This window comes from Microvirga makkahensis, from assembly GCF_009830105.1.
GTDB classification, from domain to species: Bacteria; Pseudomonadota; Alphaproteobacteria; order Rhizobiales; family Beijerinckiaceae; genus Microvirga; species Microvirga makkahensis.
Map to the genome: position 1 here is coordinate 38,143 of NZ_WURB01000022.1, position 20,727 is coordinate 58,869.

Genomic DNA, 20,727 nt, shown 5'->3' on the forward strand with positions numbered 1-20,727 from the left:
GCGTTGCGGCATGAACACTCAGGCCATTCTCAGCACATGAATGGATTGGCCGTGCCGGATCAGACCCGCCCCCTCATCGACCGCCTGATGCAGGCTCCGCCCGTTTCCGATCCCAAGAAGGCCGCGGCCGGGCTGGCGGACCTTCTGGAGCGTGCGCGCGAGGTGCCGGAGGCAACTGTCCTTCTGCCGTATCTCGAGCAGGGATTGTTTCGCGATCTCCTTTCAGCATTGGCCGATTACTCTCCTTTCCTCTGGCAGCTCGTCGTGGCCGATCCGGCTCGCACGGCGAGGCTCGCGCTCGAGACGCCAGAGGCCGTTCATTCCTCCATCGTCGACGATCAGGCCAACCTGTTCCGCCGGGTGCGCGGGGGCGAGATGACCCATGATGATGCGGCCCGAGCCCTTCGGCGCAACCGCAATGGTCATGCGCTCCTCGTCGCCCTTGCCGATATCGGCGGACTCTGGAGCACCGAGGAAGTCACGCAGGCCCTGTCCGCCTTCGCCGACGCTTCCGTTGCCGGTGGCCTGAATCTCATCCTGACGGAGACCGCGGATCTCGGCCGCATCACGCTCCAGGATCCCGAGGCGCCGGGAGAGGGCTCCGGCATCACCGTGCTGGCACTGGGCAAGCATGGGGCGGGGGAGCTCAACTATTCGAGCGACATTGACCTGGTTATCTTCTTCGATCCCGAGGCGCGAGCGCTGAAGGAGGGGGCAGAGGCGACGACCATCTATACCCGCATCGCCCAGAAACTGGCCCGACTGCTCCAGGAGCGGACTCCGGACGGCTACGTGCACCGCGTCGATTATCGCCTGCGCCCGGATCCCGGCTCGACGCCCACGGCGATGTCCCTGTCGTCGGCCTATGTCTATTACGAGACGCTCGGCCAGAACTGGGAACGCGCGGCCTTCATCAAGGCGCGGCCCGTCGCAGGCGATCTGATCTTGGGCAAGACTTTCCTCGAGGAGCTGCGGCCCTTCATCTGGCGCAAGTATTTCGACTTCGCCTCCATCGCCGACGTGCACGCCATGAAGCGGCAGATCCATGCGGTGCGCGGGCATGATCAGATCGCAGTGGCGGGGCACGACATCAAGCTCGGCCGCGGGGGCATTCGCGAGATCGAGTTCTTCGTGCAGACGCAGCAGCTGGTGTTCGGCGGCCGCCGCCCCGCGCTTCGGGGACGGCGCACCCTCGATATGCTGGTCGAGCTTCACAACGAAGGCTGGATCACGGCGCAGGCCAGAGACGAGCTGTCTCATGCTTATCGTTTCTTCAGGACGATCGAGCACCGGCTGCAGATGGTAGCCGACGAGCAGACGCAGCGGCTTCCTTCGGATGACGAGGAGCTGAAGCGCTTCGCCAGATTCTGCGGCTATCCGCATCTCAAGGCGTTCTCGAAAGCCCTGACGCAGCAGGCCAGGATCGTGCAAGGCCATTACGCACTGCTTTTCGAGGAAGGGCCCGTACTCGCTTCCGATGTGGGGAGCCTGGTTTTCACCGGGGTGAGCGACGATCCGGAGACCCTTGCCACACTCCAGCGCATGGGATTCCGCGAGCCGGAGAAGGCGGCCGAAACCGTGCGCGGATGGCACTTCGGGCGGCGCTCCGCTATCACCAGCGCGCGAGCGCGCGAGGTGCTGACCGAACTCACGCCGGCCCTTCTGTCCGCCCTCGGCGGCACGGCGGATCCCGATGGAGCATTGGCTGCACTCGACAGCGCCTTCGGCCGCATGCCGGCCGCTGTCGAACTCCTCACCATCCTGCAATCCCACGACAAGCTCCGCCTTCGCTTCGCGGATCTTCTCGGCACGGCTCCGCGCCTTGCCAACACCGTGGCGCAATCTCCGCACGTGCTCGATGTTCTGATCGATCCCGCCTTCAATATCCCTCTGGTCGATGAAGCCACGATCGAGGATCAGGTGCGACAGATCATCGGCAGCCCTGAGAGCTATGAGGACTTTCTCGACCGAGCCCGCGATGCGGCCCGGCAGATCCGCTTCATCACCGGAGCGAGATTGCTCTCCGGCATCATCTCTCCGGGGCAGGCCGGGGCGGCCTATGCGGCTGTCGCGGCCGCGATCATCCGCGCGTCGTTCGAGCGCGTTCGCCGGGAGTTCGAGGCCGAGCACGGCGTCGTTCCCGGAGCCAAGGTAGCCATTCTCGGGCTTGGCCGCCTCGGCACGAAAGAGCTGACGGCCGGCTCCGATCTCGACCTGGTCGTCGTCTACGATTTCGACGAGGAACGGCGGGAGAGCAGGGGACCGCGCGCACTGGACGCGGTGGTCTATCATACGCGCCTCACGCAGCGTCTTGTCGCTGCGCTGACCGTGCCGACCCGGCGCGGTCTCCTGTACGAGGTGGACCTTCGCCTCCGGCCACAGGGGGGGAAAGGGCCTGTTGCTTCCCAGTTCAAAGGCTTTCTCGCCTACCAGCAGAGCGAGGCCGAGTTGTGGGAGCACATGGCCCTCACGCGCGCACGCATCCTGTTCGCTGACCCCGGTTTCGCAGCGACTGTCGGCGAGGCGATCAATCGCATCGTCGGCGCCGTGCGCGACCCGCGGCATGTGGTATCTGATGTTCGCGCCATGAGGGATCTGATCGCCCGTGAGAAAGGCGACGACAATCCCTGGGATCTCAAGCTCGCAAGCGGCGGCCTGACGGATCTCGATTTCATTGCCCAGGCACTCGTTCTCGCGCATGCGAGCGAACACGCTTCGCTCATCGGGCGCACGTCCGAGGAGGTGTTCCGGGAGGCTTCCAAAGCGGCCCTGATTTCAGACGGGGACGCCAGGGACCTGATCGAGGCTCACCGGCAGTTCAACGCCATCTTTCAATGGCAGCGGCTGACCATCGAAGGCTCTTTCGATCACGATCGGGTTCCGCCCGCCATCTTCAAGCGACTCGCGACCATTGCAGGCCTGCCTGATGCCAAGGTTCTGCAGACGCATCTGGAGGCGATGCGCCGGCACGTCCGGGAGATTTATGATCGCGTTCTGAGATGACCGGGTTTCGGCGGCTGCGCTCGTCATTCCGACACGGCCTCGCCTGTCATGGCCTGGCCGGTCTCGGCCATGACAGGCGCGACGCATCGTGCGATCGAGATCACCGGCCCAAGGCCGGTGATGACGGAGCGAAAGTAAGGGGCCGCGCCCGGCGCGTTATGCAGCCGCGTCCGCGAGGGCGATGTGGGCGTTCGTGGCTTCCGCAAGCGGCAGGTGGACGAGAACGATGGTGCCGACGCCTTCCTGACTCTTGATGCGAAGACTGCCACCGTGAAGTTCGGCGAGGGAGCGGGCGATGGCAAGGCCGAGACCAGACCCTTTGTAGCTCTTCGAGAACTCGGTCTCAACCTGCTCGAAGGGCTGCCCGAGTTTGTGCAGCGCGTGGTCGGGAATGCCGATTCCGTTATCCTCGACATAGATGTTGACCGCGCCGCCCGCGAGGCGGGTGCGCACTGTGATGCAGCCGCCCTCGCTCGTGAATTTCGTCGCATTCTGGAGAAGGTTCACGAGGATCTGGTGGAGCGCGCGCTCGTCGGCCGGGACAACGATGTCCTCTGGCGTCACGTCGACATTCACCGAGAGGTTCTTGGCCTTGGTCTGCTCGCTGACGAGCTTCAGCGCACGCTGGATCGACGCGTGAACCTCCAACGGCTGCTTCTTGAGAGTGGTGCGGCCGGCCTCGATCCTCGACATGTCGAGAATATCGTTGATGACGGACAGGAGATATTCGCCGCTCGAGCGGATATCCGCGCAGTATTCCTCGTATTTCTCCGATCCCAGCGATCCGAAGATGCCGCTCTGCATGACCTCGGCGAAGCCGATGATGGCGTTCAGCGGAGTGCGCAGCTCATGGCTCATGTTGGCCAGGAATTCCGATTTGGCGCGGTTGGCGCTCTCGGCCTGGGCTTTCTGGTCGAGGTAGCGCTCGGCGAGATCCGCAAGCTGCTGCGTCTGGGCCTCGAGCTTCTGACGCGACTGCTTGAGGTCGAGAACTGTTGCGATGAGTTCCTTCTCGGACTCGACCAAGCGGTGTTCATGACGCTTGAGAGCCGTGATGTCCGTGCCCACCGACACATAACCGCCGTCCTTCGTGCGGCGCTCGTTGATCTGGAGCCATCGGCCGTCCTGGAGGCGTGCCTCGAAGGTTCGCGCACCCACATCCTGCTGCTCGCGGCGCAGGAACTGGTGCTGCACTTCCGGCGGACGGCCCAGCGCCATGACTTCTGCATAGGACTTGCCCTGCAGGTTGGCATTGGCTGGCAGCTCGTGGAGCTTCTGGAACTTCGAATTGCAAAGCACGAGATTGTTGTTGGCATCCCACAGCACGAAGGCTTCGGAGATCGCCTCAATGGCATCGTGCAGCCGCGCGTCCGCGCGGGCGGTCTTCTCTTCGAGGCCGCGCTGTTCGGTGACGTCCACGGCGATGCCGACGAGGTGGCTTGCTGCGTCGTCGGGATCGTTCATCAGCTCTGCGCGGGCACGCAGCCAGACCCAGTCGCCCGTGATGCTGCGGATGCGGAACTCATAATCCACGAGAGACGTGGTGGCGGAAGCCAGTTGCTCGGCGAGTGTGTAGAGGTCCTGATCCTCGGGATGAATCATGGCGTTGACTTCGCCGAAAGAAAGGAACTCGTCCTGTCGCTCGTAGCCGAGCAGTTCGTACATGGAGTCGGACCAATAGATGCGTCCACGGCCGATATCCCAGTCCCACAGGCCGCAGCGGCCACGGTTCAGCGCCGAGTCGATCCGGTCGCGCACTTTCTCGCATACTTCGTCGGCGGCGCGTGCGCGGTTGGCCTGCATCATGTAGGCGACGCCGATGCCGAGGAGCACCACGATCGTCGCGCCGAGCAGGGAAACGTGTCCGATGGTGCGCGTCCACCAACCGGACAGGACGTGGGGCAGGGGCTGAATGATGGCGATCTGGCCCGAGGAGGCCGGAAGCGCGCGCACGGTCGCGATGCCCTCGTTGCCGCCGGCCAGCTTGATCGTCATCACGCCTGCACGGTCGGCAAACAGGGCCAGGGGCTGAGCATCGCCGAGGACCTCCGACAATCTACGCGGTGCGGTATCGGTTTGCGGGTACGTGGCGAGAACCGCGCCTGATTTGTCGACGAGAAGGAGGCTGCGCCTGTGGCTCAGGGCAGCCGCCGGCATCTCCTTGGCGAGCGCATCGAGTTGCGCTGCGGCCTGCTCACGGTCGGCGGGGATGCGATAACTGGCGAGCTTAGCGGCCGAAAGCGAGGCAATGATGTCGATGTCCTGAATGGCATCGAGCATCGTGTCGCGGCGGCCGTCACGGATCTGCACCCAAGCGCTGCCGACCAGAGTTACGAGAAAAAGAATGAGAACGGCTGGAACGGCAAGTCTAAGCAGGGATTCGTATTGCTCAAGCCGACGATAAGCCGGGTTCGCATCCGAACGTGCTACCCCCAGAATCGTACCCGCGCGTGCGGATACGCATGCGGTCACCGCCCCCGCCATGCGATGCTCCCTCCGGAACCGTTACTGTCCTCATTCGGAGGACGTGCCGCATCTCTCCGAATCACCATCAATAGAATCACGGGCAGGTGATTTGTCTAGCTATGGAGCCTCTTTGGTTAATAAAAAATTCTCATCCCCCTCATTATCTGGGGATAGTTCGGGATAACCCGTGGCGGCGCTCGGCACCGCAGGCGTGCTGCTAGGCTGTTGAGCTTTCTTCAAGAGACCGATTCACGATGTCTCCTACGTCGCGGGAAAGATTCGGTTTTTGGGCGATCGACTGCAATGCGCGGCGCGCGTGAGAGCGCCGCGTTGGTTCCATCATCCTCCACGTGCTGAAAGCGGTGAGCAATCTTGATGCAAGCTGGGGATTCAACTCGTCGGCGCGTAGCACGATGGAGGCTACGAATGCGTAGCCGGCCCCATCGGCACGGTTGAACTGCACCTGATTGAGCATCGCGAAGTTGCCGATCAGTGAGCGCACGCGGTTGGGGTTGTTGATCGAGAAAGCGGGGTGCTCCATCAGACGCTTCACGCGCTCGAGCGTCGTGTCCTCCGGAATTGCGGCCTGCAGTGTGAACCACTTGTCGATCACGAGTGGTTCGCTGCGGTAACGTTCCTCGAAGGCTGCAATGGCGTTCTCGCGCACCATGCCGGGAATCGTCATAAGGACGCTCAGCGACGCCAGCCGGTCGGTCATGTTGCTGGCCGTCTCGAATTGTGTGCTTGCGAGCTGCTCTCCTGTCCGCAGATCTGCTGCGGCCAGAAGATCGAGCGCGGCATTGCGCAGTGCTCTTCGACCTGCGCTCGCCGCATCCGGACTGTAGGACTCCGTTTGCGCAAGGGAGCGATGGAAATCCAACAGTTGCTCGCGGCAGGCATTCCCGAGGTGCCGGCGCATGGCCTTGCGAGCACGATGGATCGCATCAGGATCCACCTCCTTTCCGATTTCCTGGGCGACATCGGCTTCGCTGGGCAGCGTCAGAGCAAGCGCGGCGAAAGCAGGATCGCGCAAGGCGTCCGTTTCAATGAATGCGCAGAGGGCAGAGGACAGGGAAGCCATTTCCTCGTCGCTCACCGGGGTACCTGTCGACAGCGAGACAAGAAGGCGCATCGCAACCGTCTGAGCCGCTTGCCAACGGTTGAAGGCATCCGTGTCGTGCCGCAGCAGTACAAGGAGCTCATCGTTCGAAAGGTCCAGGGAAACCTTCACGGGAGCCGAGAAGCCGCGGAAGACCGACGGGACAGGCCGTGAGGCGACGCCCGTGAACGTGATGCTGTCCTCCGTTTTGTCGAGGACGAACACGCCGCGGGAGTTCACGCGCTCGCAATGGGCGTCCATCGGCTGTCCGTCCTGGGTCACGAGACCGAGTGCGATGGGAACCACCAGCGGCTCCTTCGTCGGCTGGCCAGGCGTCGGAGGGGTCTGCTGCCTGAGGTCGAGCCGGTACATTTTCGCAGCTTCGTCATGGTGGCCGTGAACGCTCACGCGCGGCGTGCCGGATTGCGCATACCAACGGGCGAAGTGAGACAGGTCCCGGCCGGTAACGTCGGCAAAGGCCTTCAGGAAATCCTCGACCGTAGCGGCCCTGCCGTCGCAGCGGTCGTAATAGAGATCCATGCCGCGCCTGAAGTCCTCGTCTCCGATGATAGTCTTGAGCATCCGGACGATCTCGGCGCCCTTTTCGTACACGGTTGCGGTGTAGAAGTTGTTGATCTCGCGGTATTGGATCGGCCGCACAGGATGGGCGAGGGGGCTCGAATCCTCCAGGAACTGCCGCGATCTCAGAGCCTTCACCTCAGCGATGCGATGCACGGGGCGCGATCGTTCGTCGGACGAGAACTCCTGGTCGCGGAAGACCGTCAGACCTTCCTTCAGGCAGAGCTGGAACCAATCGCGGCAGGTCACGCGATTGCCGGACCAGTTGTGAAAGTACTCGTGAGCGATGATCGCTTCGATATTCGCATAATCGGAGTCCGTCGCGGTCTCCGGGCTCGCCAGCACGTATTTGTCGTTGAAGATGTTGAGGCCCTTGTTTTCCATCGCCCCCATGTTGAAGTCCGACACCGCGACGATGCTGAATACGTCCAGGTCGTATTCCCGTCCGAAGACCTGCTCGTCCCAGATCATGGATCGCTCGAGAGCATCGAGCGCATAACCGGCGCGATCTTCCTTTCCGGGCTCCACGTAGACCGCGATGTCCACCTCGCGCCCGCTCATGGTCGTGAAAGTCTTGGAGACACGGCCGAGGCGTCCGCCCACGAGCGCAAAGAGGTAGGACGGCTTCGGGAACGGGTCGTGCCAGACAGCGTAGTGCCGGCCCGTGCCCTCGACGAAGCCGCTCTCGACCGGATTGCCGTTGCCGAGCAGAACCGGAGCTTCTTCGTATTCGGCTTCGATGCGGGTGGTATAGACGGCCAGCACATCAGGGCGGTCGAGGAAATAGGTGATGCGCCTGAATCCTTCAGCCTCGCATTGCGTGCAGTAATTGCCGCTGGACCTGTAGAGACCCATGAGCTTGGTGTTCGCCGTCGGATTGATCTCAGTTTCGATGGTAAGCCGGAACGAGTGCTGCGGCGGCTGAGAGATCGTGAGGGATTCAGGATTCGCCTCGAACTCGCCGGCCTCCAGCGTCCGGTCGTCGAGAGCGATCGCCTTCAGGTTCACCTCGTCGCCGTCGAGGACCAGAGGGACGTCCGAGCGCCCGGACGGGTTGGGCCGCACCGACAGCGTCGCCGTCACCTTCGTGGCCGTCGGATGAAGTCTGAAGTCCAGCTCGACCTTGTCGATCAGGAAATCGCTGGGCCGGTAATCCTCAAGGCGGACAATCTGAGCGACGTCGGTGCGCATCGGCTTCTCACTTTGAAACTTGATTGCATTCAGGGCGGATTGGACGGTCAGGGCCAAGATTGTCTGAAGGGACGGGCAATAGAAATCATGCGCACTTGGTCGATTCCAAGGCTTTTTCCGCAGGGTTAAAGCATAAGCCTTGATCTCTACGCCAAATGCGCCATCACCGTGAACCAGGCTCATATAGGAGATGGTCTATGGAATACCTCCACACGATGGTCCGGGTTTCGAACCTGGAGCAATCCCTCGATTTCTTCTGCAATAAGTTCGGCCTCGTCGAGGTTCGCCGGATCGAGAACGAAAAGGGGCGCTTCACCCTGGTGTTCCTGGCTGCTCCCGGTGATGTGGAGAAGGCCAAGGAAACAAAGGCCCCGCTTCTGGAGCTGACCTACAACTGGGACGAGCACGAATATTCCGGCGGACGGAATTTCGGCCATCTCGCCTATCGGGTCGACGACATCTACGAGACCTGCCGGAGGCTGATGGATGCCGGCGTCACCATCAATCGTCCACCCCGCGACGGGTACATGGCCTTCATCAAGACCCCCGACAACATTTCCATCGAACTGCTGCAGCGCGGCGAACCCAAGCCCGTTCAGGAGCCCTGGGCGTCCATGGCGAACACGGGCACCTGGTAAGAGAGTTTCACGAACCCGGGCGAAGAGGCCTCTTGGCGAAAGGCACTTGCTCCGTCATTCTTCCCGGCCCACCATAGCTGGCCGGGAAGAACCCGGCGGAGGAAGACCTTGACACGAGACGCAATCCGCTTCTGGCGGAATGGACAGCCCATCGAGGTTTCTGGCTTTCACCCGCGCACCACACTCCTGGATTACCTGAGACTTCAGGAGCGCCGGGTCGGCACCAAGGAGGGTTGCGCCGAGGGCGATTGCGGAGCCTGCACCGTGGCGCTTGGCCGCGTACGGGCCGGGCGCGTCCGTTACGAACCCGTCAATGCGTGCATCCTCCTGCTCGGCCAGGTCGATGGTGCGGAAGTCGTGACCGTCGAGGATCTGGCCTCGACGGGCGAGCTGCACCCGGTTCAATCCGCCATGGTGACGCATCACGGATCACAATGCGGATTCTGTACCCCCGGGATCGTGATGAGTCTGTTCACGCTCTATCACCAAGACGCGCGACCCTTGAGCCGCGAGCAAATCAACGACGCCCTCGCGGGGAATCTCTGCCGCTGCACGGGCTATCGCCCCATCGTCGATGCGGCCCTCGAGGCATGTACGGGCGAGCCTCGGGACGCGTTCGCACAGGCCGGTGAGGAGACCGCCCGTGCCCTCGCCGAATTGGCGGATGGCCAGGATATCCTCATCGGCAACGACGTCTGCTTCTTCGCCGCGCCCGCGAGCGAGGCGTCGCTGGCGGCACTTTATGCGCAGCATCCCGATGCGACGCTGGTCGCCGGCTGCACCGATGTTGGGCTCTGGATCACGAAGGGGATGGCGGAGATCGAGAAGATCATCTGGATCGGCCGCATCACCGGTATCAGCCGGATCGAGGATGGCGAAGATAAGCTGACGGTCGGCGCGACCGCTACTCACGCCGAGGCTTTCGCGAGGCTTGGCGCAATTGATCCCGACCTCGGCGAACTCGTCCGCCGCTTCGGCTCGGCCCAGGTGCGAGCCTCCGGAACCGTAGGCGGCAACATCGCGAACGGATCGCCCATCGGCGATCTCGCGCCCGCTCTCATTGCGCTGGACACCACGCTTGAGCTGCGCCAGGGCGAGAGCACGCGCGTTCTGCCTCTCGAGGATTTCTTCATCGCCTACCGCAAGCAGGATCGCCTGCCCGGCGAGTTCGTGCGTCGCGTGACTGTGCCGAAACTGAAAGGCAATGAGGCCTTTCGCGCCTATAAGGTTTCCAAGCGCTTTGACGAGGACATCTCGGCGGTAATGGGCGCTTTCAGGTTCACGCTCGACGGTCGCAGAATCGCCGGGGCCCGCATCGCGTTCGGCGGCATGGCGGGCATTCCGAAACGCGCCTTGCAGACGGAAGTCGCTCTCGCCGGGGTCTCTCTCGATGAGCCGTCGAGCTGGGGCGATGCGATGGCCGCAATCGCACGCGACTACCGGCCCCTCGATGATCACCGCGCCTCCGCGGCCTACCGTTCGACCGTGGCCCGCAATCTCGTGTTCAAGGCCCTGAGCGAGACGGCTTCCGGCGAGACTCGCGCAACGCGAATCATTGGTCAGCGCGAAGCGCTTCACGCAGCGGAGTAGGGCCATGAACGCACCCACGAAACCTTTCGACACCGAGGCGCTTCGCTACGTCCGCCAGCCTCTGCCGCACGATTCCGGCCCCAAGCACGTCCAAGGTGTCGCGCAGTACATCGACGATATCCGCGAGCCCGAGGGTACGTTGCATATCGCCATCGGTCAGGCGCCGAGAGCGCGCGGGCGCCTCATCTCGCTCGACGTCTCCGCCGTCCGCAGCACGCCCGGCGTGGTGGCCGTTCTCACGATTGCCGACATCCCCGGCAAGAACGACGTGTCGCCTGCCTTCGGCGACGATCCCCTGTTTGTCGACAGCGAGATCAGTTTTCTGGGGCAGGCCGTATTCGCCGTCGTCGCAACGAGCCGCGACATCGCGCGGCGCGCGGTGAAGAAGGCGGTGATGGAGATCGAGTCCGAGGTGCCGAGTGTCACCATCGAGGATGCGCTGGAGCGCGGCGAGACGGTGCTGCCGGATTATGCCTATGGGCGCGGCGACGCGGATGCTGCGGTCGCCGGTGCTCCCCACCGGCTCGAAGGACGGTTCCGTGTGGGCGGGCAGGAGCATTTCTATCTCGAAGGCCAGGTGGCCATGGCGATTCCCGGTGAGGACGGCGACATTCACGTCTATTCGTCGACCCAGCACCCGACGGAGGTGCAGCATGTGGTCGCCCGCGTTCTCGACATTCCCGATTCCTATGTGACCTGTGAAACCCGCCGCATGGGCGGCGGCTTCGGCGGCAAGGAGAGCCAGGCGACGCAATGGGCCGTCACGGCGTCCCTCGCCGCGCGCGTGACCGGGCGTCCATGCAAGATCCGCCTCGACCGCGACGACGATTTCATCCTCACCGGCAAGCGGCATGACTTCCGCTGCGACTGGCGTGTCGGATTCGACGACGAGGGGCGCATCCAGGGCTACGGCGTCGATCTCCTGGCTCGTTGCGGCTGTTCGGTGGACCTTTCCGCGGGCGTGGTCGACCGCGCCATGTTCCACGCGGACAATGCTTACTGGATGCCCGCAGTCCGCGTCGCCTCGAAGCGGCTGAAGACCAATACGGTCTCCAACACCGCGTTCCGCGGCTTCGGCGGCCCGCAGGGCATGCTCGCCATCGAGCATGTGATGGACCAGATCGCCTGGGCGACCGGGCGCGATCCGCTCGATGTGCGCTACGCCAACTTCTATCGTCCTGGCGAGAACCTCACTCCCTACGGAATGGAGGTGGAGGAGACCGACACGCTCCACAACCTCGTGCGAACGCTCGAGGAGACGTCGAGCTATCGCGAGCGCCGCAAGGAGATCGCCGCGTTCAACGCTTCCTCGCAGATCATGAAGCGAGGCATTGCCCTGACTCCGGTGAAGTTCGGAATCAGCTTCACGCTCACCCACATGAACCAAGCGGGCGCGCTTGTGCATGTCTATCAAGACGGCTCCGTCCACCTGAACCACGGCGGCACGGAGATGGGTCAGGGGCTCTACATCAAGGTAGCGCAAGTCGTGGCGGAGGAATTCGGCATCGCCCTGGAGCGCGTTCGCATCACCGCGACGACCACCGCGAAGGTGCCCAATACCTCGCCGACGGCGGCCTCGTCGGGCTCCGATCTGAACGGTATGGCCGCGAAGATCGCGGCGGGAGCGATCAAGAAGCGCATGATCGTCCATGCCGCCGAGGTCTACGGCGTACCGGAGGACCAGATCGAATTTCGGGACGACCGCGTCTTCGTCGGCAACGAGAGCATTCCCTTCGATGCACTGGTGAAGCAATGCGTTCTGGCCCGTGTGCCGCTCTCGGAAGCCGGGCATTACAAGACGCCGAAGATCACCTGGGATCGCGAGAAGGGAACAGGCCGCCCCTTCTTCTACTTCGCCTATGGCGCCGCCTGCTCGGAGGTGATCGTCGATACGCTCACCGGCGAGAACCGGCTTCTGCGCACGGACATCCTTCATGACGTCGGACGCTCCATCAATCCGGCCATCGACGTCGGCCAGATCGAGGGCGGCTTCGTGCAGGGAATGGGCTGGCTCACCACGGAGGAGCTGGTGTTCGGCAGGGAAGGGCACCTGCTCACCCATGCGCCGTCCACCTACAAGATCCCGGTAGCCTCCGACGTGCCCGCCGATTTCCGCGTGTCGCTCTATCCCAACACCAACCGGGAGGAGACGATCTACCGCTCGAAGGCCGTGGGCGAGCCGCCGCTCATGCTGGCGAACAGCGTCTTCTGCGCCCTGGCCGATGCGATCCATTCGCTCGATCCCGTAAAGCCCGTGCCGCTGAACGCGCCCGCGACGCCCGAGGCGATCCTGCGCGCCTGCGAAGCTCTGCGGGGGAGGCCGATGGGGTGAGGGTCTGGCGACAGCTCTCCGACCTCATCGCGCGGCGTGGCGCGGCCGCCCTGATCAGCGTGCACGACGTGAAGGGCTCCGCGCCCCGCGAGAAGGACGCGCATATGGTCGTGCGGTCCGATGGCGCGTTCCATGGCACCATCGGGGGCGGCCAGCTCGAATTCCTCGTTCTCGACATCGCCCGCGAGATGCTGAAGCACGGGCGCGGACCCGCGCGGATCGTCGATCAGGCGCTCGGCCCCGATCTCGGTCAGTGCTGCGGCGGGCGGGTGAAGATCCTCGTCGAGACCTTCGACCGGCGCGACCTCGACGACATCGCTCCGCTCGTCGCGGCGGAGGACAAGGGCGGCCTCTTCGACGTCGAGTGCCGCATGGAGGACGGGCGCGTCAGGCGCGAGCTGGCGTCGGAGGCCGATGTCGCTCCCGGCTCCCAGTGGCGCGAGACCCATGGCGAGGACCGCACGCCCGTTCTCCTCTTCGGCGCAGGTCACGTGGGCCGCGCCCTCGCCCTGGCGCTGGCGCCGCTGCCGTTCTCCGTCCGCTGGCTCGATGATCGGGACGATGCCTTTCCGTCCCATGTTCCGGCGAACGTGACGGCGGTCCGCATGCGAAGTCCCGAGTCCGAAATCGCGGAGGCGAAACCGGATTCTCTGATCCTCGTGATGACACACGATCACCCTCTCGACATGGCGATCACGGCAGCGGCTCTGCAGCGCGGCTTTCCCTATGTGGGGCTGATCGGCAGCGCCTCGAAACGGGCGCGATTCGAAAAGCGCTTCCGCGAGCTCGGCCTGTCCCGCGAGCGGATCGCCTCCCTGGCCTGTCCCATCGGGATTTCCGGCATCGCGGACAAGGACCCGGCCGTCATCGCGGCCTCCGTGGCCGCCCAGCTTCTTCAGGCGAGAGAGCGCGGCGAGCGTGACCGAAATCGCTCGCCTCTCGCCGTCTCAGGCGATACATAACTCCCATGACCGAGATGAACCCACAAGACCAGCGCTACCTGAAGCGCGCCATCGACCTGTCTCGCGAGCACATGGAGGAGGGGGCCGGCGGTCCGTTCGGCGCCGTGGTCGTCCGTGACGGCAAGGTGCTGGCGGAGGGCTGGAACCAGGTGACCTCCGCCAACGATCCCACCGCCCATGCGGAAGTGATGGCGATCCGCCGTGCCTGCCAGGAAATCGGCGACTTTTCGCTGGAAGGGGCGACGCTCTACACGAGCTGCGAGCCATGCCCCATGTGTCTGGCCTCCGCCTATTGGGCGCGGGTGTCGCGCATCGTCTTCGCCAATACCCGTCAGGATGCGGCGGAAATCGGCTTCGACGACAGCCTGATCTATGACGAGATCCCCAAGCCCATCCCGGAGCGCCTCATCCCGATGGATCACCTGCCGAGCCTGGAAGCCAAGGCGGTGTTCCAGGCTTGGGCGGACAGTCCAAACAAGGTCGAATACTAAGGCTGGGACCGAACGGCATGGGAGCTTCCGCTATCGTTCTTGGCGCTCTTGCTCTTTTCTACGGCGTATCCGGCGCGAGTGCGGGCACCGTCTGCATCAATCGGGTGAGGATAGGCGAGAAGATCCTGGCGGTATCGGGTGAAGGCGAAGACTCGAAGCATCCATACCATTTTACCGTCTCTGTAGGACGCAAGTCTGCTGTTGCGGCCTCATCGTTGGAGGCGGTTCTGATCCGAGATGTCCCGACCAACAGGCCGCAGATGGTTGCCATCAAGTTGAACGGCCGTCCCCACACCGCCTTTCCGCTGGACTTCTCCTCTTATCGGACTCAGCATGTATGCTTGTGGCTCAATGATCTGTATCCTACGTGGTCTGTGTCCGCCTTGTCGGAGGCACGGGGACGATGCTCTTGCAAAAGCTAGCGCCGTGCCTCAGCTAGGGCCTAAAGCTTCCATTATTCCGTCGATCGCTGACTAAAGCACCTCACCCGAGACAAAGCCATGCCCCGCGTCACCACCATCGTCCGCAAGCCCGCCGTGAAGGCCGACCGTGTCGTCGACACGGTGACCCTCGACCACGAGGCGAGAAACCGTCGGCAGGCGACGCTGACGGCCGAGGGGGGCACGGAGATCCTTCTCGATCTTGACATGGAGACCACCCTCAACGACGGCGATGCCCTGCGCCTGGAGGACGGCAGCCTCGTTCAGGTGAAGGCTAAGCCCGAAGGATTGCTGGAAGTGAGGGCGGAGAACCCCTTGCGCCTCATGCGCCTTGCCTGGCATCTGGGCTCGAACCATGGTCTCGCCGAAATCACGAACGACGCCCTCTACATCGAGAACGATCCGGCTCTCGCGGAACTGGCGCGCGGACAGGGCTGCACCGTCACCCCGGTGGAGCGCCCGTTCAAGCCGGAGCGCAGCACCCATGTCTGCGACCATGACCACCATCATCACGGCCACGGGCATCACCACCACGGCCATGACCATCACGACCACGGTCACAGTCACAGTCACAGTCATGGGCATGAGCACCGCCATCATGATCATACTCATGATCATTCCCGTGGCCGCGTGCACGATCATGGCCATCACCACGATGAGCACGGTCCTGGTTGCGGATGCGGCCACCACCATGAGCACAAGCACGATCACTGATCCCATCGTGTTCTGAAGTCGAACGATGTCCAAGACGACCCGCGCCACCCAGGCCCTCCATCGGGCGGGCGTTCCCTTCTCGGTTCATACCTACGAGTACGATCCGAACGCGGAGCGCATCGGCCTCCAGGCCGCCGAGGCTATCGGGACGGATCCTAGCACCGTGCTCAAGACCCTGATGGTGCTGGTGGATGGCATGCCCGCCTGCGCGGTCGTTCCCTCTGACAAGGAGGTGAATCTGAAGAAGCTCGCCGCCGCTCTGGGCGGCAAGGCGGCGCAGATGATGAAGCCAGCGGATGCGGAGCGCGTGACGGGCTACCACGTGGGCGGCATCAGCCCCTTCGGTCAGAAGAAGCGTGTGCCGATCCTCATCGAGCGCTCAGCCTTTGCGCACATGGAAGTGTTCATGAATGGAGGCCAGCGCGGGTTGCAGGTGAAACTGAGGCCAACCGACGCCGTCTCTGCGCTGGACGCCAGGGTAGTGGAACTGGTCTGATGGCGCGGGAGTGCGGAGGAAGCATTTGGCCCCCTCCGCGGGATGGCGTGTTACTGATCCGTCGATGTCGAACCGGTGCCGTTCGTCTGCAGCTTCTTCTGCTGGCCGGGAGCATAGCCGGAAGCGCCGGGAGCGGTCACGGAGCCGGTCGTGTCCGACTTCAACTGCTGGCCGGGAGCATAGCCGGAAGCGCCGGGGGCGGTCACGGAGCCGGTCGTGTCCGACTTTAACTGGTGGCCGGGAGCATAGCCCGAAGCGCCGGGGGCGGTCGCCGAGCCGGTGGTGCCCGATTTCATCTTCTGGCCCGGTGCGAATTGTGAAGCGCTATTGGAGTTCGTGTTTACGCTAGAATTCTGTGCATGCGTAGCCGCAGGGAGCGCCATCAACATGGCGGCGGCACAAGTAATACCAAGCACTCTCTTCATAAATACGCTCCTTTGATGGTGCGGTTATTGGACTTGAGGAACGTATTCTGTCGCAGACTGTTCCAAGCGTTGCTGGAGATTGATATGTACGAGCTCGTTTCATGACTCGGCCGTGAAATTCGATGAATATGAGATGAATAATTCTTGGCCCTGTGACATCTCAGAGCACCTATTCCTCTTGTGATTGTCATCCCTATATCGGAAAAAGGCCGTCCTGACCCGATCCCGACAGCCCGGACCTATGACTCAGAAATTCCTCGCCGTTGCCCCCATGATGGATTGGACCGACCGGCATTGCCGCGCGTTCCATCGCGCCATGTCGCGCCGGGCGCGACTCTATACCGAGATGGTGACCACGGGCGCAGTCATCTTCGGGCCGCGGGAACGGCTCCTCGGCTTCAGCGAGGCGGAGCATCCGGTGGCGGTGCAGCTCGGCGGGTCGAATCCGGCGGAGCTCGCCCAGGCGGCAACGATCTGCGCCGATTTCGGCTATGACGAGATCAACCTCAATGTGGGTTGCCCTTCCGACCGGGTGCAGAACGGGCGCTTCGGCGCCTGTCTGATGCAGGAGCCGGTGCTCGTTGGAGAATGTGTGGCCGCCATGAAGGCCGCCGTCTCTCTGCCGGTGACGGTGAAATGCCGTATCGGCGTCGATAATCAGGATACGGAAGAGGCCCTCGACCGCCTGACCGAAAGCGTGGTCGCGGCCGGTTGCGACGAGCTGACGGTCCATGCCCGCAAGGCGTGGCTCAAGGGCCTGTCCCCCAAAGAGAACCGGGACATTCCGCCTCTCGACTACAGCAGGGTCTATCGTCTCAAAGCGGCGCGGCCGGATCTGCCGGTCGCGATCAATGGCGGCATCAAGAGTTGGGCCGAAATCCACGAGCACCTGAAGCATGTGGACGGCGTCATGCTGGGCCGTGTGGCCTATCACGAGCCCGAGATCCTGCTCGGCATCGACCGGGAGCTCTACGGCGAGGAGCCGCCGGTGGCCGATGGGTTCGAGGCGGTGGAGGCTTACGAGCCCTATATTGCGGAGCAGCTGGAGAAGGGCGAACGTCTGAGCAGCATCACCCGGCATATGCTCGGCCTCTTCACGGGCCGTCCGGGTGCGCGGGCCTATCGCCGCCACCTGGCGACGGAAGCGATCAAGCCGGGAGCCGATCTCCAGACCCTGCGCGATGCGGTTGCGCATGTCTCCCGTGCTCTGGAACGTCTCGGCCCGACAAGCACAGAGGCGGATGCGGCCTGACAGCTCCGGCAGGCCGCCGCTTACGCCAGAGATGCAGGAACTCGGCCTGAGAGCGTCCGGTCAGGTGCCATGCCGCACCTCGGGCTAGGGGAAACATAACGAAGATCTTTACTGAAATGTTATTAGGTTTATCGTGGCGGGTCCGGGAATGGTCAAGCCTGGCTTGGGCACCCGAAGCATCGTGGAGAGAAACTATCATGAAGATCCGTTCACTATCAGCCGCCCTTGTCCTCGCGCTCGGGCTCGTCGCCGCCGCAGAGGCCCGGGCCTGGTTCGCCGAGATCGAGGATGAAAGACCACCACCCAATGGCGCGAACGGCCTGAGCGCCAACGGCCTCGTCATCAACGGGCTCGCAGCGCAGGGCTTCGCCTCCGACAGAATAGAGGCCGTCATTCTCGAGGACGGATCGCGCGTCCTTCTCAAGTAGGCCTCAACAAGGAGCGGCTCCTCCGGCTCCGGGGGAGCCGTCTTGATCATGCGCGGACCTTTTTCCATCGCCTCCGGCCTGATGCTCGCCTGCGCCTTTGCCTGGAGTCGTCCGGCGAGTGCCCTCGAAGGACAGATCCGGCTCGAGGACACGGAGCTGGTTCTGAGGCTGGACGACGGCCGGGTCCTGCGCCGCGACGGTCTCACGGGCGTGAAACTGATCCTCGCAAGTGGCCCTCGGAACCTGGAGATCCGGATCGAGGGCTTTGAGGAGGACAGGACCATTCTTCGCTCGCCGTTGCCGCTCTATCGTATGTCGGTGCTGCAGCCGAATGGCGGTTCGACGGATCTCTGCCACCCCGACCCGAGCGGACGTCGCGCGGCATTCGCCTTCCCCGACGGGAAGGGAGGATTCAATCTCACCTGCACCAGCGGCGCCGAAGGCAAATGCGTCCTGTTCGGATATCGTCCGTGGGAAAGCAGGGGAGGCGTGCCGATGGGCGACCTTCTCCAGGCCTGTATCCACTTGCTCCGCGCCGATTATGGGGGCGATGACCGCCCGAGCACGAGAAACGGGACCGTCGTCAATCTTTACGACCGGTTCGGAATTCAGGATCCCGGCGCGGCCGCCGGCATGGAGTTCGAGGCGGCCTGGGGTCGGGAAGGTGCCGTCTGCGTCGCTCATCCGCGCATCGCCGACAACGTCACCCTCGAGCAGCTCGCGGAGCGCTATCCGCGCCTGAAGGGCCGCCTGGGGCCGGAGGCCTGCACCGAAGAAGCCATGCGGGCGGATCCGCGCGCCCTCATCTTCAACCAGTCGGTCGTGACGTCGCCCACGCTCAGGTGACGATCATTCCGAGCTGCTGACGCTGTCCTTCGCCCTCAGGATCAGCCGGTTGCCGCGCACCTCGTAGGATGCGAGGCGCTCAAGGAAGGTCATGCCGAGTAGATTGGCATGCAGCACGCCCTCACGGGCGATGAGCGCGCGGATATTGCGCTCGGTGATCGGCCCGATCGAAAGCCTCTCGATGAGGATGGGCGCGGCGAGCGCCCCACCATTCGCAGTCGCGACGGGAACGGAGTAATCGAGCGTCTCCGGCCTGAAGCCGAGGGCGACGGCGTTCTCCGCGCGCAGCACCACGGTGCTCGCCCCCGTGTCGAAGACGAAGCGCGTGTCATGGCCGTTCACCTTGCCCTGCAGCAGGAAGCTGCCGTCTGTCTTGCGGGCCGCGACCACCTCGCCGTCCGGAGTCACCACCGTGCGTCCCAGCGAGATATCGCCGATGGCACGGTCGATGACGGTCTGCAATTCACCGCGTGAGGCATACATGACAAGGAGCGCGATCAGCACCCCGCCGCTCACGGCGGTCGCCTGTACGCCATAGGTCCAATGCTGGCCGAAGCCCTCGATGATGGAGGCGGCGAGGATCAGGCTGATGCCGCCGAACCCGAGAAGGCCCGCAGCCTCGAGAGGAGAGAGGTCGGCGATGTTGTCATCGGCGAATAGGGCGATCAGAAGCGCCGCGATCAGAAGCAACCCGCCTGCGCCCCGAATCCCCGGCATCACTCGGCCCTGTCGCTTTCCGAGGCGAAGGCTTCGCGCATGCGTTCCGGCAGCGTAGCCATGATCTTCTGGCGCTCCTCCTCGGTCAGTCGGTACCAGCGCGTGATCTCCTCGCGCGTGCGGCCGCAGCCTTCGCAGAGCCCCGTCTCGGGATCGAGGGTGCAGACGCGGATGCAGGGGCTGGAGACGCGGGCCATGATCCTTCACATGTCGTTACGGCTGAAGCGTGGTCAAGAGGCCGAGCATCGCGGCGACCTCCGCCATCTGCTGCGTCGCGCCGGCGATATCGCCGGTCTGGCCGCCGAGATGCCGGGCCGAGAGACGGATGAAGCCCCAGCCCGTCAAGCCCGAGAGAACAATCATCAGGGCGATGCCGGAAAGTGGCAAATGTCCGATCAGGCCGAGGATGACCGCGATCGTTCCCGCCAGTCCCGCCGCGAGACAGAATCCTTCCCGGGATGGTTGCCCCACCGCATAGGCAGCGCCGTCGGCCCGGGCCGGGGGGAGAAAGACGAGAGGCATGAGGCCCGCCGTCCGCGAGAGGGCGGCGGTGGTCAGCACGGCCAGAACGCCGACCGTCCATCCCCCGAGGGCCGTCACATGGGCGAGCGCCGCGATGCGGAGCAGGAGGGTAAGGAACAGGGCGGCGGCCCCGAAGGAGCCGATCCGGCTGTCGCGCATGATCTCCAGCCGGCGCTCCCGGGTCGATCCGCCGAAGCTGTCGGCGGTATCGGCCAGCCCGTCCTCATGGAAGGCCCCCGTGGTCAGAGTGGCGGCGGCGACGGCCAGGATCGCGCAGAGCCAGGAGTCGAGGGCGAGAAAATGGGCGCAGGCGAGAGCGAGGGCCGGGAGAAGGCCCAGAACGAGCCCGGCGATGGGCAGGACCCGTACGAGGCGGGGAAAATCCGGCAGCGGATGGGCGTTCTGCTCGTAAGGAAGGACCGGCACCGGAAGACGGGAATAGAAGCGCAGGCAATGGGCCAGATCGACGGCGGCAGCCTGCCAGAAGCCGGCCGGCGCAGGCTGAGGCGCTTCAATCTGCTCGGACATGCTTCACC

At 63.9% G+C, this 20,727-nt stretch carries 17 protein-coding genes; 11 read left to right on the plus strand and 6 right to left on the minus strand.

The window, feature by feature from the left end:
• Nucleotides 1-36: 36 nt before the first annotated feature.
• The gene (locus GR328_RS20790) at nucleotides 37-3,003 is read left to right on the plus strand and encodes a bifunctional [glutamine synthetase] adenylyltransferase/[glutamine synthetase]-adenylyl-L-tyrosine phosphorylase (protein WP_160887249.1); all 2,967 of its coding nucleotides are present in this window, start codon (nucleotides 37-39) and stop codon (nucleotides 3,001-3,003) included.
• A 156-nt stretch (nucleotides 3,004-3,159) separates the two neighbouring features.
• Here the strand turns inward: GR328_RS20790 and GR328_RS20795 are convergent, their stop codons facing one another.
• A complete protein-coding gene (locus GR328_RS20795; RefSeq protein WP_160887251.1) occupies nucleotides 3,160-5,487 on the minus strand; it encodes a PAS domain-containing sensor histidine kinase in 2,328 nt (775 codons plus the stop codon).
• A gap of 199 nt (nucleotides 5,488-5,686) precedes the next feature.
• Nucleotides 5,687-8,338, minus strand: a complete 2,652-nt coding sequence (pepN, locus tag GR328_RS20800) for an aminopeptidase N (RefSeq protein ID WP_160887253.1) — start codon at nucleotides 8,336-8,338, stop codon at nucleotides 5,687-5,689.
• 197 nt (nucleotides 8,339-8,535) lie between these two features.
• On the opposite strand from pepN, the gene GR328_RS20805 reads away from it, so the two are divergent.
• The 7 genes from GR328_RS20805 to ybaK all read left to right on the plus strand — a co-directional run bounded on the left by GR328_RS20805 (nucleotide 8,536) and on the right by ybaK (nucleotide 16,001).
• Entirely contained in the window at nucleotides 8,536-8,976 is a 441-nt protein-coding gene (locus GR328_RS20805; RefSeq protein WP_160887255.1) for a VOC family protein, read from the plus strand.
• 108 nt (nucleotides 8,977-9,084) lie between these two features.
• A complete protein-coding gene (gene xdhA / locus GR328_RS20810) occupies nucleotides 9,085-10,566 on the plus strand; it encodes a xanthine dehydrogenase small subunit (protein WP_160887257.1) in 1,482 nt (493 codons plus the stop codon).
• Nucleotides 10,567-10,570: 4 nt separating this feature from the next.
• Nucleotides 10,571-12,898, plus strand: coding sequence for a xanthine dehydrogenase molybdopterin binding subunit (gene xdhB, locus GR328_RS20815; protein ID WP_160887259.1), 2,328 nt, complete (start codon nucleotides 10,571-10,573; stop codon nucleotides 12,896-12,898).
• Entirely contained in the window at nucleotides 12,895-13,860 is a 966-nt protein-coding gene (gene xdhC / locus GR328_RS20820) for a xanthine dehydrogenase accessory protein XdhC (RefSeq protein ID WP_160887260.1), read from the plus strand. Before xdhB ends, xdhC begins: the two co-directional genes overlap by 4 nt.
• Nucleotides 13,861-13,865: 5 nt before the next feature.
• The gene (locus GR328_RS20825; protein ID WP_246216011.1) at nucleotides 13,866-14,351 is read left to right on the plus strand and encodes a nucleoside deaminase; all 486 of its coding nucleotides are present in this window, start codon (nucleotides 13,866-13,868) and stop codon (nucleotides 14,349-14,351) included.
• Nucleotides 14,352-14,851: 500 nt separating this feature from the next.
• Nucleotides 14,852-15,505, plus strand: a complete 654-nt coding sequence (locus GR328_RS20830; RefSeq protein WP_160887262.1) for an urease accessory protein UreE — start codon at nucleotides 14,852-14,854, stop codon at nucleotides 15,503-15,505.
• A 25-nt stretch (nucleotides 15,506-15,530) separates the two neighbouring features.
• Entirely contained in the window at nucleotides 15,531-16,001 is a 471-nt protein-coding gene (ybaK, locus tag GR328_RS20835; protein ID WP_160887264.1) for a Cys-tRNA(Pro) deacylase, read from the plus strand.
• Between the two features lie 50 nt (nucleotides 16,002-16,051).
• Here the strand turns inward: ybaK and GR328_RS27625 are convergent, their stop codons facing one another.
• Entirely contained in the window at nucleotides 16,052-16,297 is a 246-nt protein-coding gene (locus GR328_RS27625; RefSeq protein ID WP_246216012.1) for a hypothetical protein, read from the minus strand.
• A 370-nt stretch (nucleotides 16,298-16,667) separates the two neighbouring features.
• Here GR328_RS27625 and dusA point away from each other — a divergent pair, with 370 nt between their 5' ends.
• From dusA to GR328_RS20855, 3 genes are all read left to right on the plus strand, one after another.
• Nucleotides 16,668-17,678 (plus strand): tRNA dihydrouridine(20/20a) synthase DusA, encoded by a 1,011-nt coding sequence (dusA, locus tag GR328_RS20845; RefSeq protein WP_160887266.1) that lies wholly within the window; start codon nucleotides 16,668-16,670, stop codon nucleotides 17,676-17,678.
• 197 nt (nucleotides 17,679-17,875) lie between these two features.
• Nucleotides 17,876-18,106, plus strand: a complete 231-nt coding sequence (locus GR328_RS20850) for a hypothetical protein (RefSeq protein ID WP_160887268.1) — start codon at nucleotides 17,876-17,878, stop codon at nucleotides 18,104-18,106.
• A 48-nt stretch (nucleotides 18,107-18,154) separates the two neighbouring features.
• Nucleotides 18,155-18,952, plus strand: coding sequence for an ADYC domain-containing protein (locus GR328_RS20855; RefSeq protein WP_160887270.1), 798 nt, complete (start codon nucleotides 18,155-18,157; stop codon nucleotides 18,950-18,952).
• Between the two features lie 3 nt (nucleotides 18,953-18,955).
• Here the strand turns inward: GR328_RS20855 and GR328_RS20860 are convergent, their stop codons facing one another.
• From GR328_RS20860 to GR328_RS20870, 3 genes are read right to left on the minus strand one after another with little or no spacing between them, the layout of a single operon-like run.
• On the minus strand, nucleotides 18,956-19,669 hold the full coding sequence (locus tag GR328_RS20860) for a retropepsin-like aspartic protease family protein (protein ID WP_160887272.1): 714 nt from the start codon (nucleotides 19,667-19,669) through the stop codon (nucleotides 18,956-18,958).
• Entirely contained in the window at nucleotides 19,669-19,866 is a 198-nt protein-coding gene (locus GR328_RS20865; RefSeq protein ID WP_160887274.1) for a DUF1289 domain-containing protein, read from the minus strand. Before GR328_RS20865 ends, GR328_RS20860 begins: the two co-directional genes overlap by 1 nt.
• A gap of 16 nt (nucleotides 19,867-19,882) precedes the next feature.
• Nucleotides 19,883-20,719: an adenosylcobinamide-GDP ribazoletransferase gene (locus GR328_RS20870; protein WP_160887276.1), complete on the minus strand. Its 837-nt coding sequence runs from the start codon at nucleotides 20,717-20,719 to the stop codon at nucleotides 19,883-19,885.
• Between the last annotated feature and the right edge of the window lie 8 nt (nucleotides 20,720-20,727).

Coding starts and splice junctions, on each gene's coding strand:
- GR328_RS20790 (WP_160887249.1), top strand. CDS start 37: ATGAATGGATTGGCCGTGCCGGATCAGACCCGCCCCCTCATCGACCGC.
- GR328_RS20795 (WP_160887251.1), bottom strand. CDS start 5,487: ATGGCGGGGGCGGTGACCGCATGCGTATCCGCACGCGCGGGTACGATT.
- pepN (WP_160887253.1), bottom strand. CDS start 8,338: ATGCGCACCGACGTCGCTCAGATTGTCCGCCTTGAGGATTACCGGCCC.
- GR328_RS20805 (WP_160887255.1), top strand. CDS start 8,536: ATGGAATACCTCCACACGATGGTCCGGGTTTCGAACCTGGAGCAATCC.
- xdhB (WP_160887259.1), top strand. CDS start 10,571: ATGAACGCACCCACGAAACCTTTCGACACCGAGGCGCTTCGCTACGTC.
- GR328_RS20825 (WP_246216011.1), top strand. CDS start 13,866: ATGACCGAGATGAACCCACAAGACCAGCGCTACCTGAAGCGCGCCATC.
- GR328_RS20830 (WP_160887262.1), top strand. CDS start 14,852: ATGCCCCGCGTCACCACCATCGTCCGCAAGCCCGCCGTGAAGGCCGAC.
- ybaK (WP_160887264.1), top strand. CDS start 15,531: ATGTCCAAGACGACCCGCGCCACCCAGGCCCTCCATCGGGCGGGCGTT.
- GR328_RS27625 (WP_246216012.1), bottom strand. CDS start 16,297: ATGAAATCGGGCACCACCGGCTCGGCGACCGCCCCCGGCGCTTCGGGC.
- dusA (WP_160887266.1), top strand. CDS start 16,668: ATGACTCAGAAATTCCTCGCCGTTGCCCCCATGATGGATTGGACCGAC.
- GR328_RS20850 (WP_160887268.1), top strand. CDS start 17,876: ATGAAGATCCGTTCACTATCAGCCGCCCTTGTCCTCGCGCTCGGGCTC.
- GR328_RS20855 (WP_160887270.1), top strand. CDS start 18,155: ATGCGCGGACCTTTTTCCATCGCCTCCGGCCTGATGCTCGCCTGCGCC.
- GR328_RS20860 (WP_160887272.1), bottom strand. CDS start 19,669: ATGCCGGGGATTCGGGGCGCAGGCGGGTTGCTTCTGATCGCGGCGCTT.
- GR328_RS20865 (WP_160887274.1), bottom strand. CDS start 19,866: ATGGCCCGCGTCTCCAGCCCCTGCATCCGCGTCTGCACCCTCGATCCC.
- GR328_RS20870 (WP_160887276.1), bottom strand. CDS start 20,719: ATGTCCGAGCAGATTGAAGCGCCTCAGCCTGCGCCGGCCGGCTTCTGG.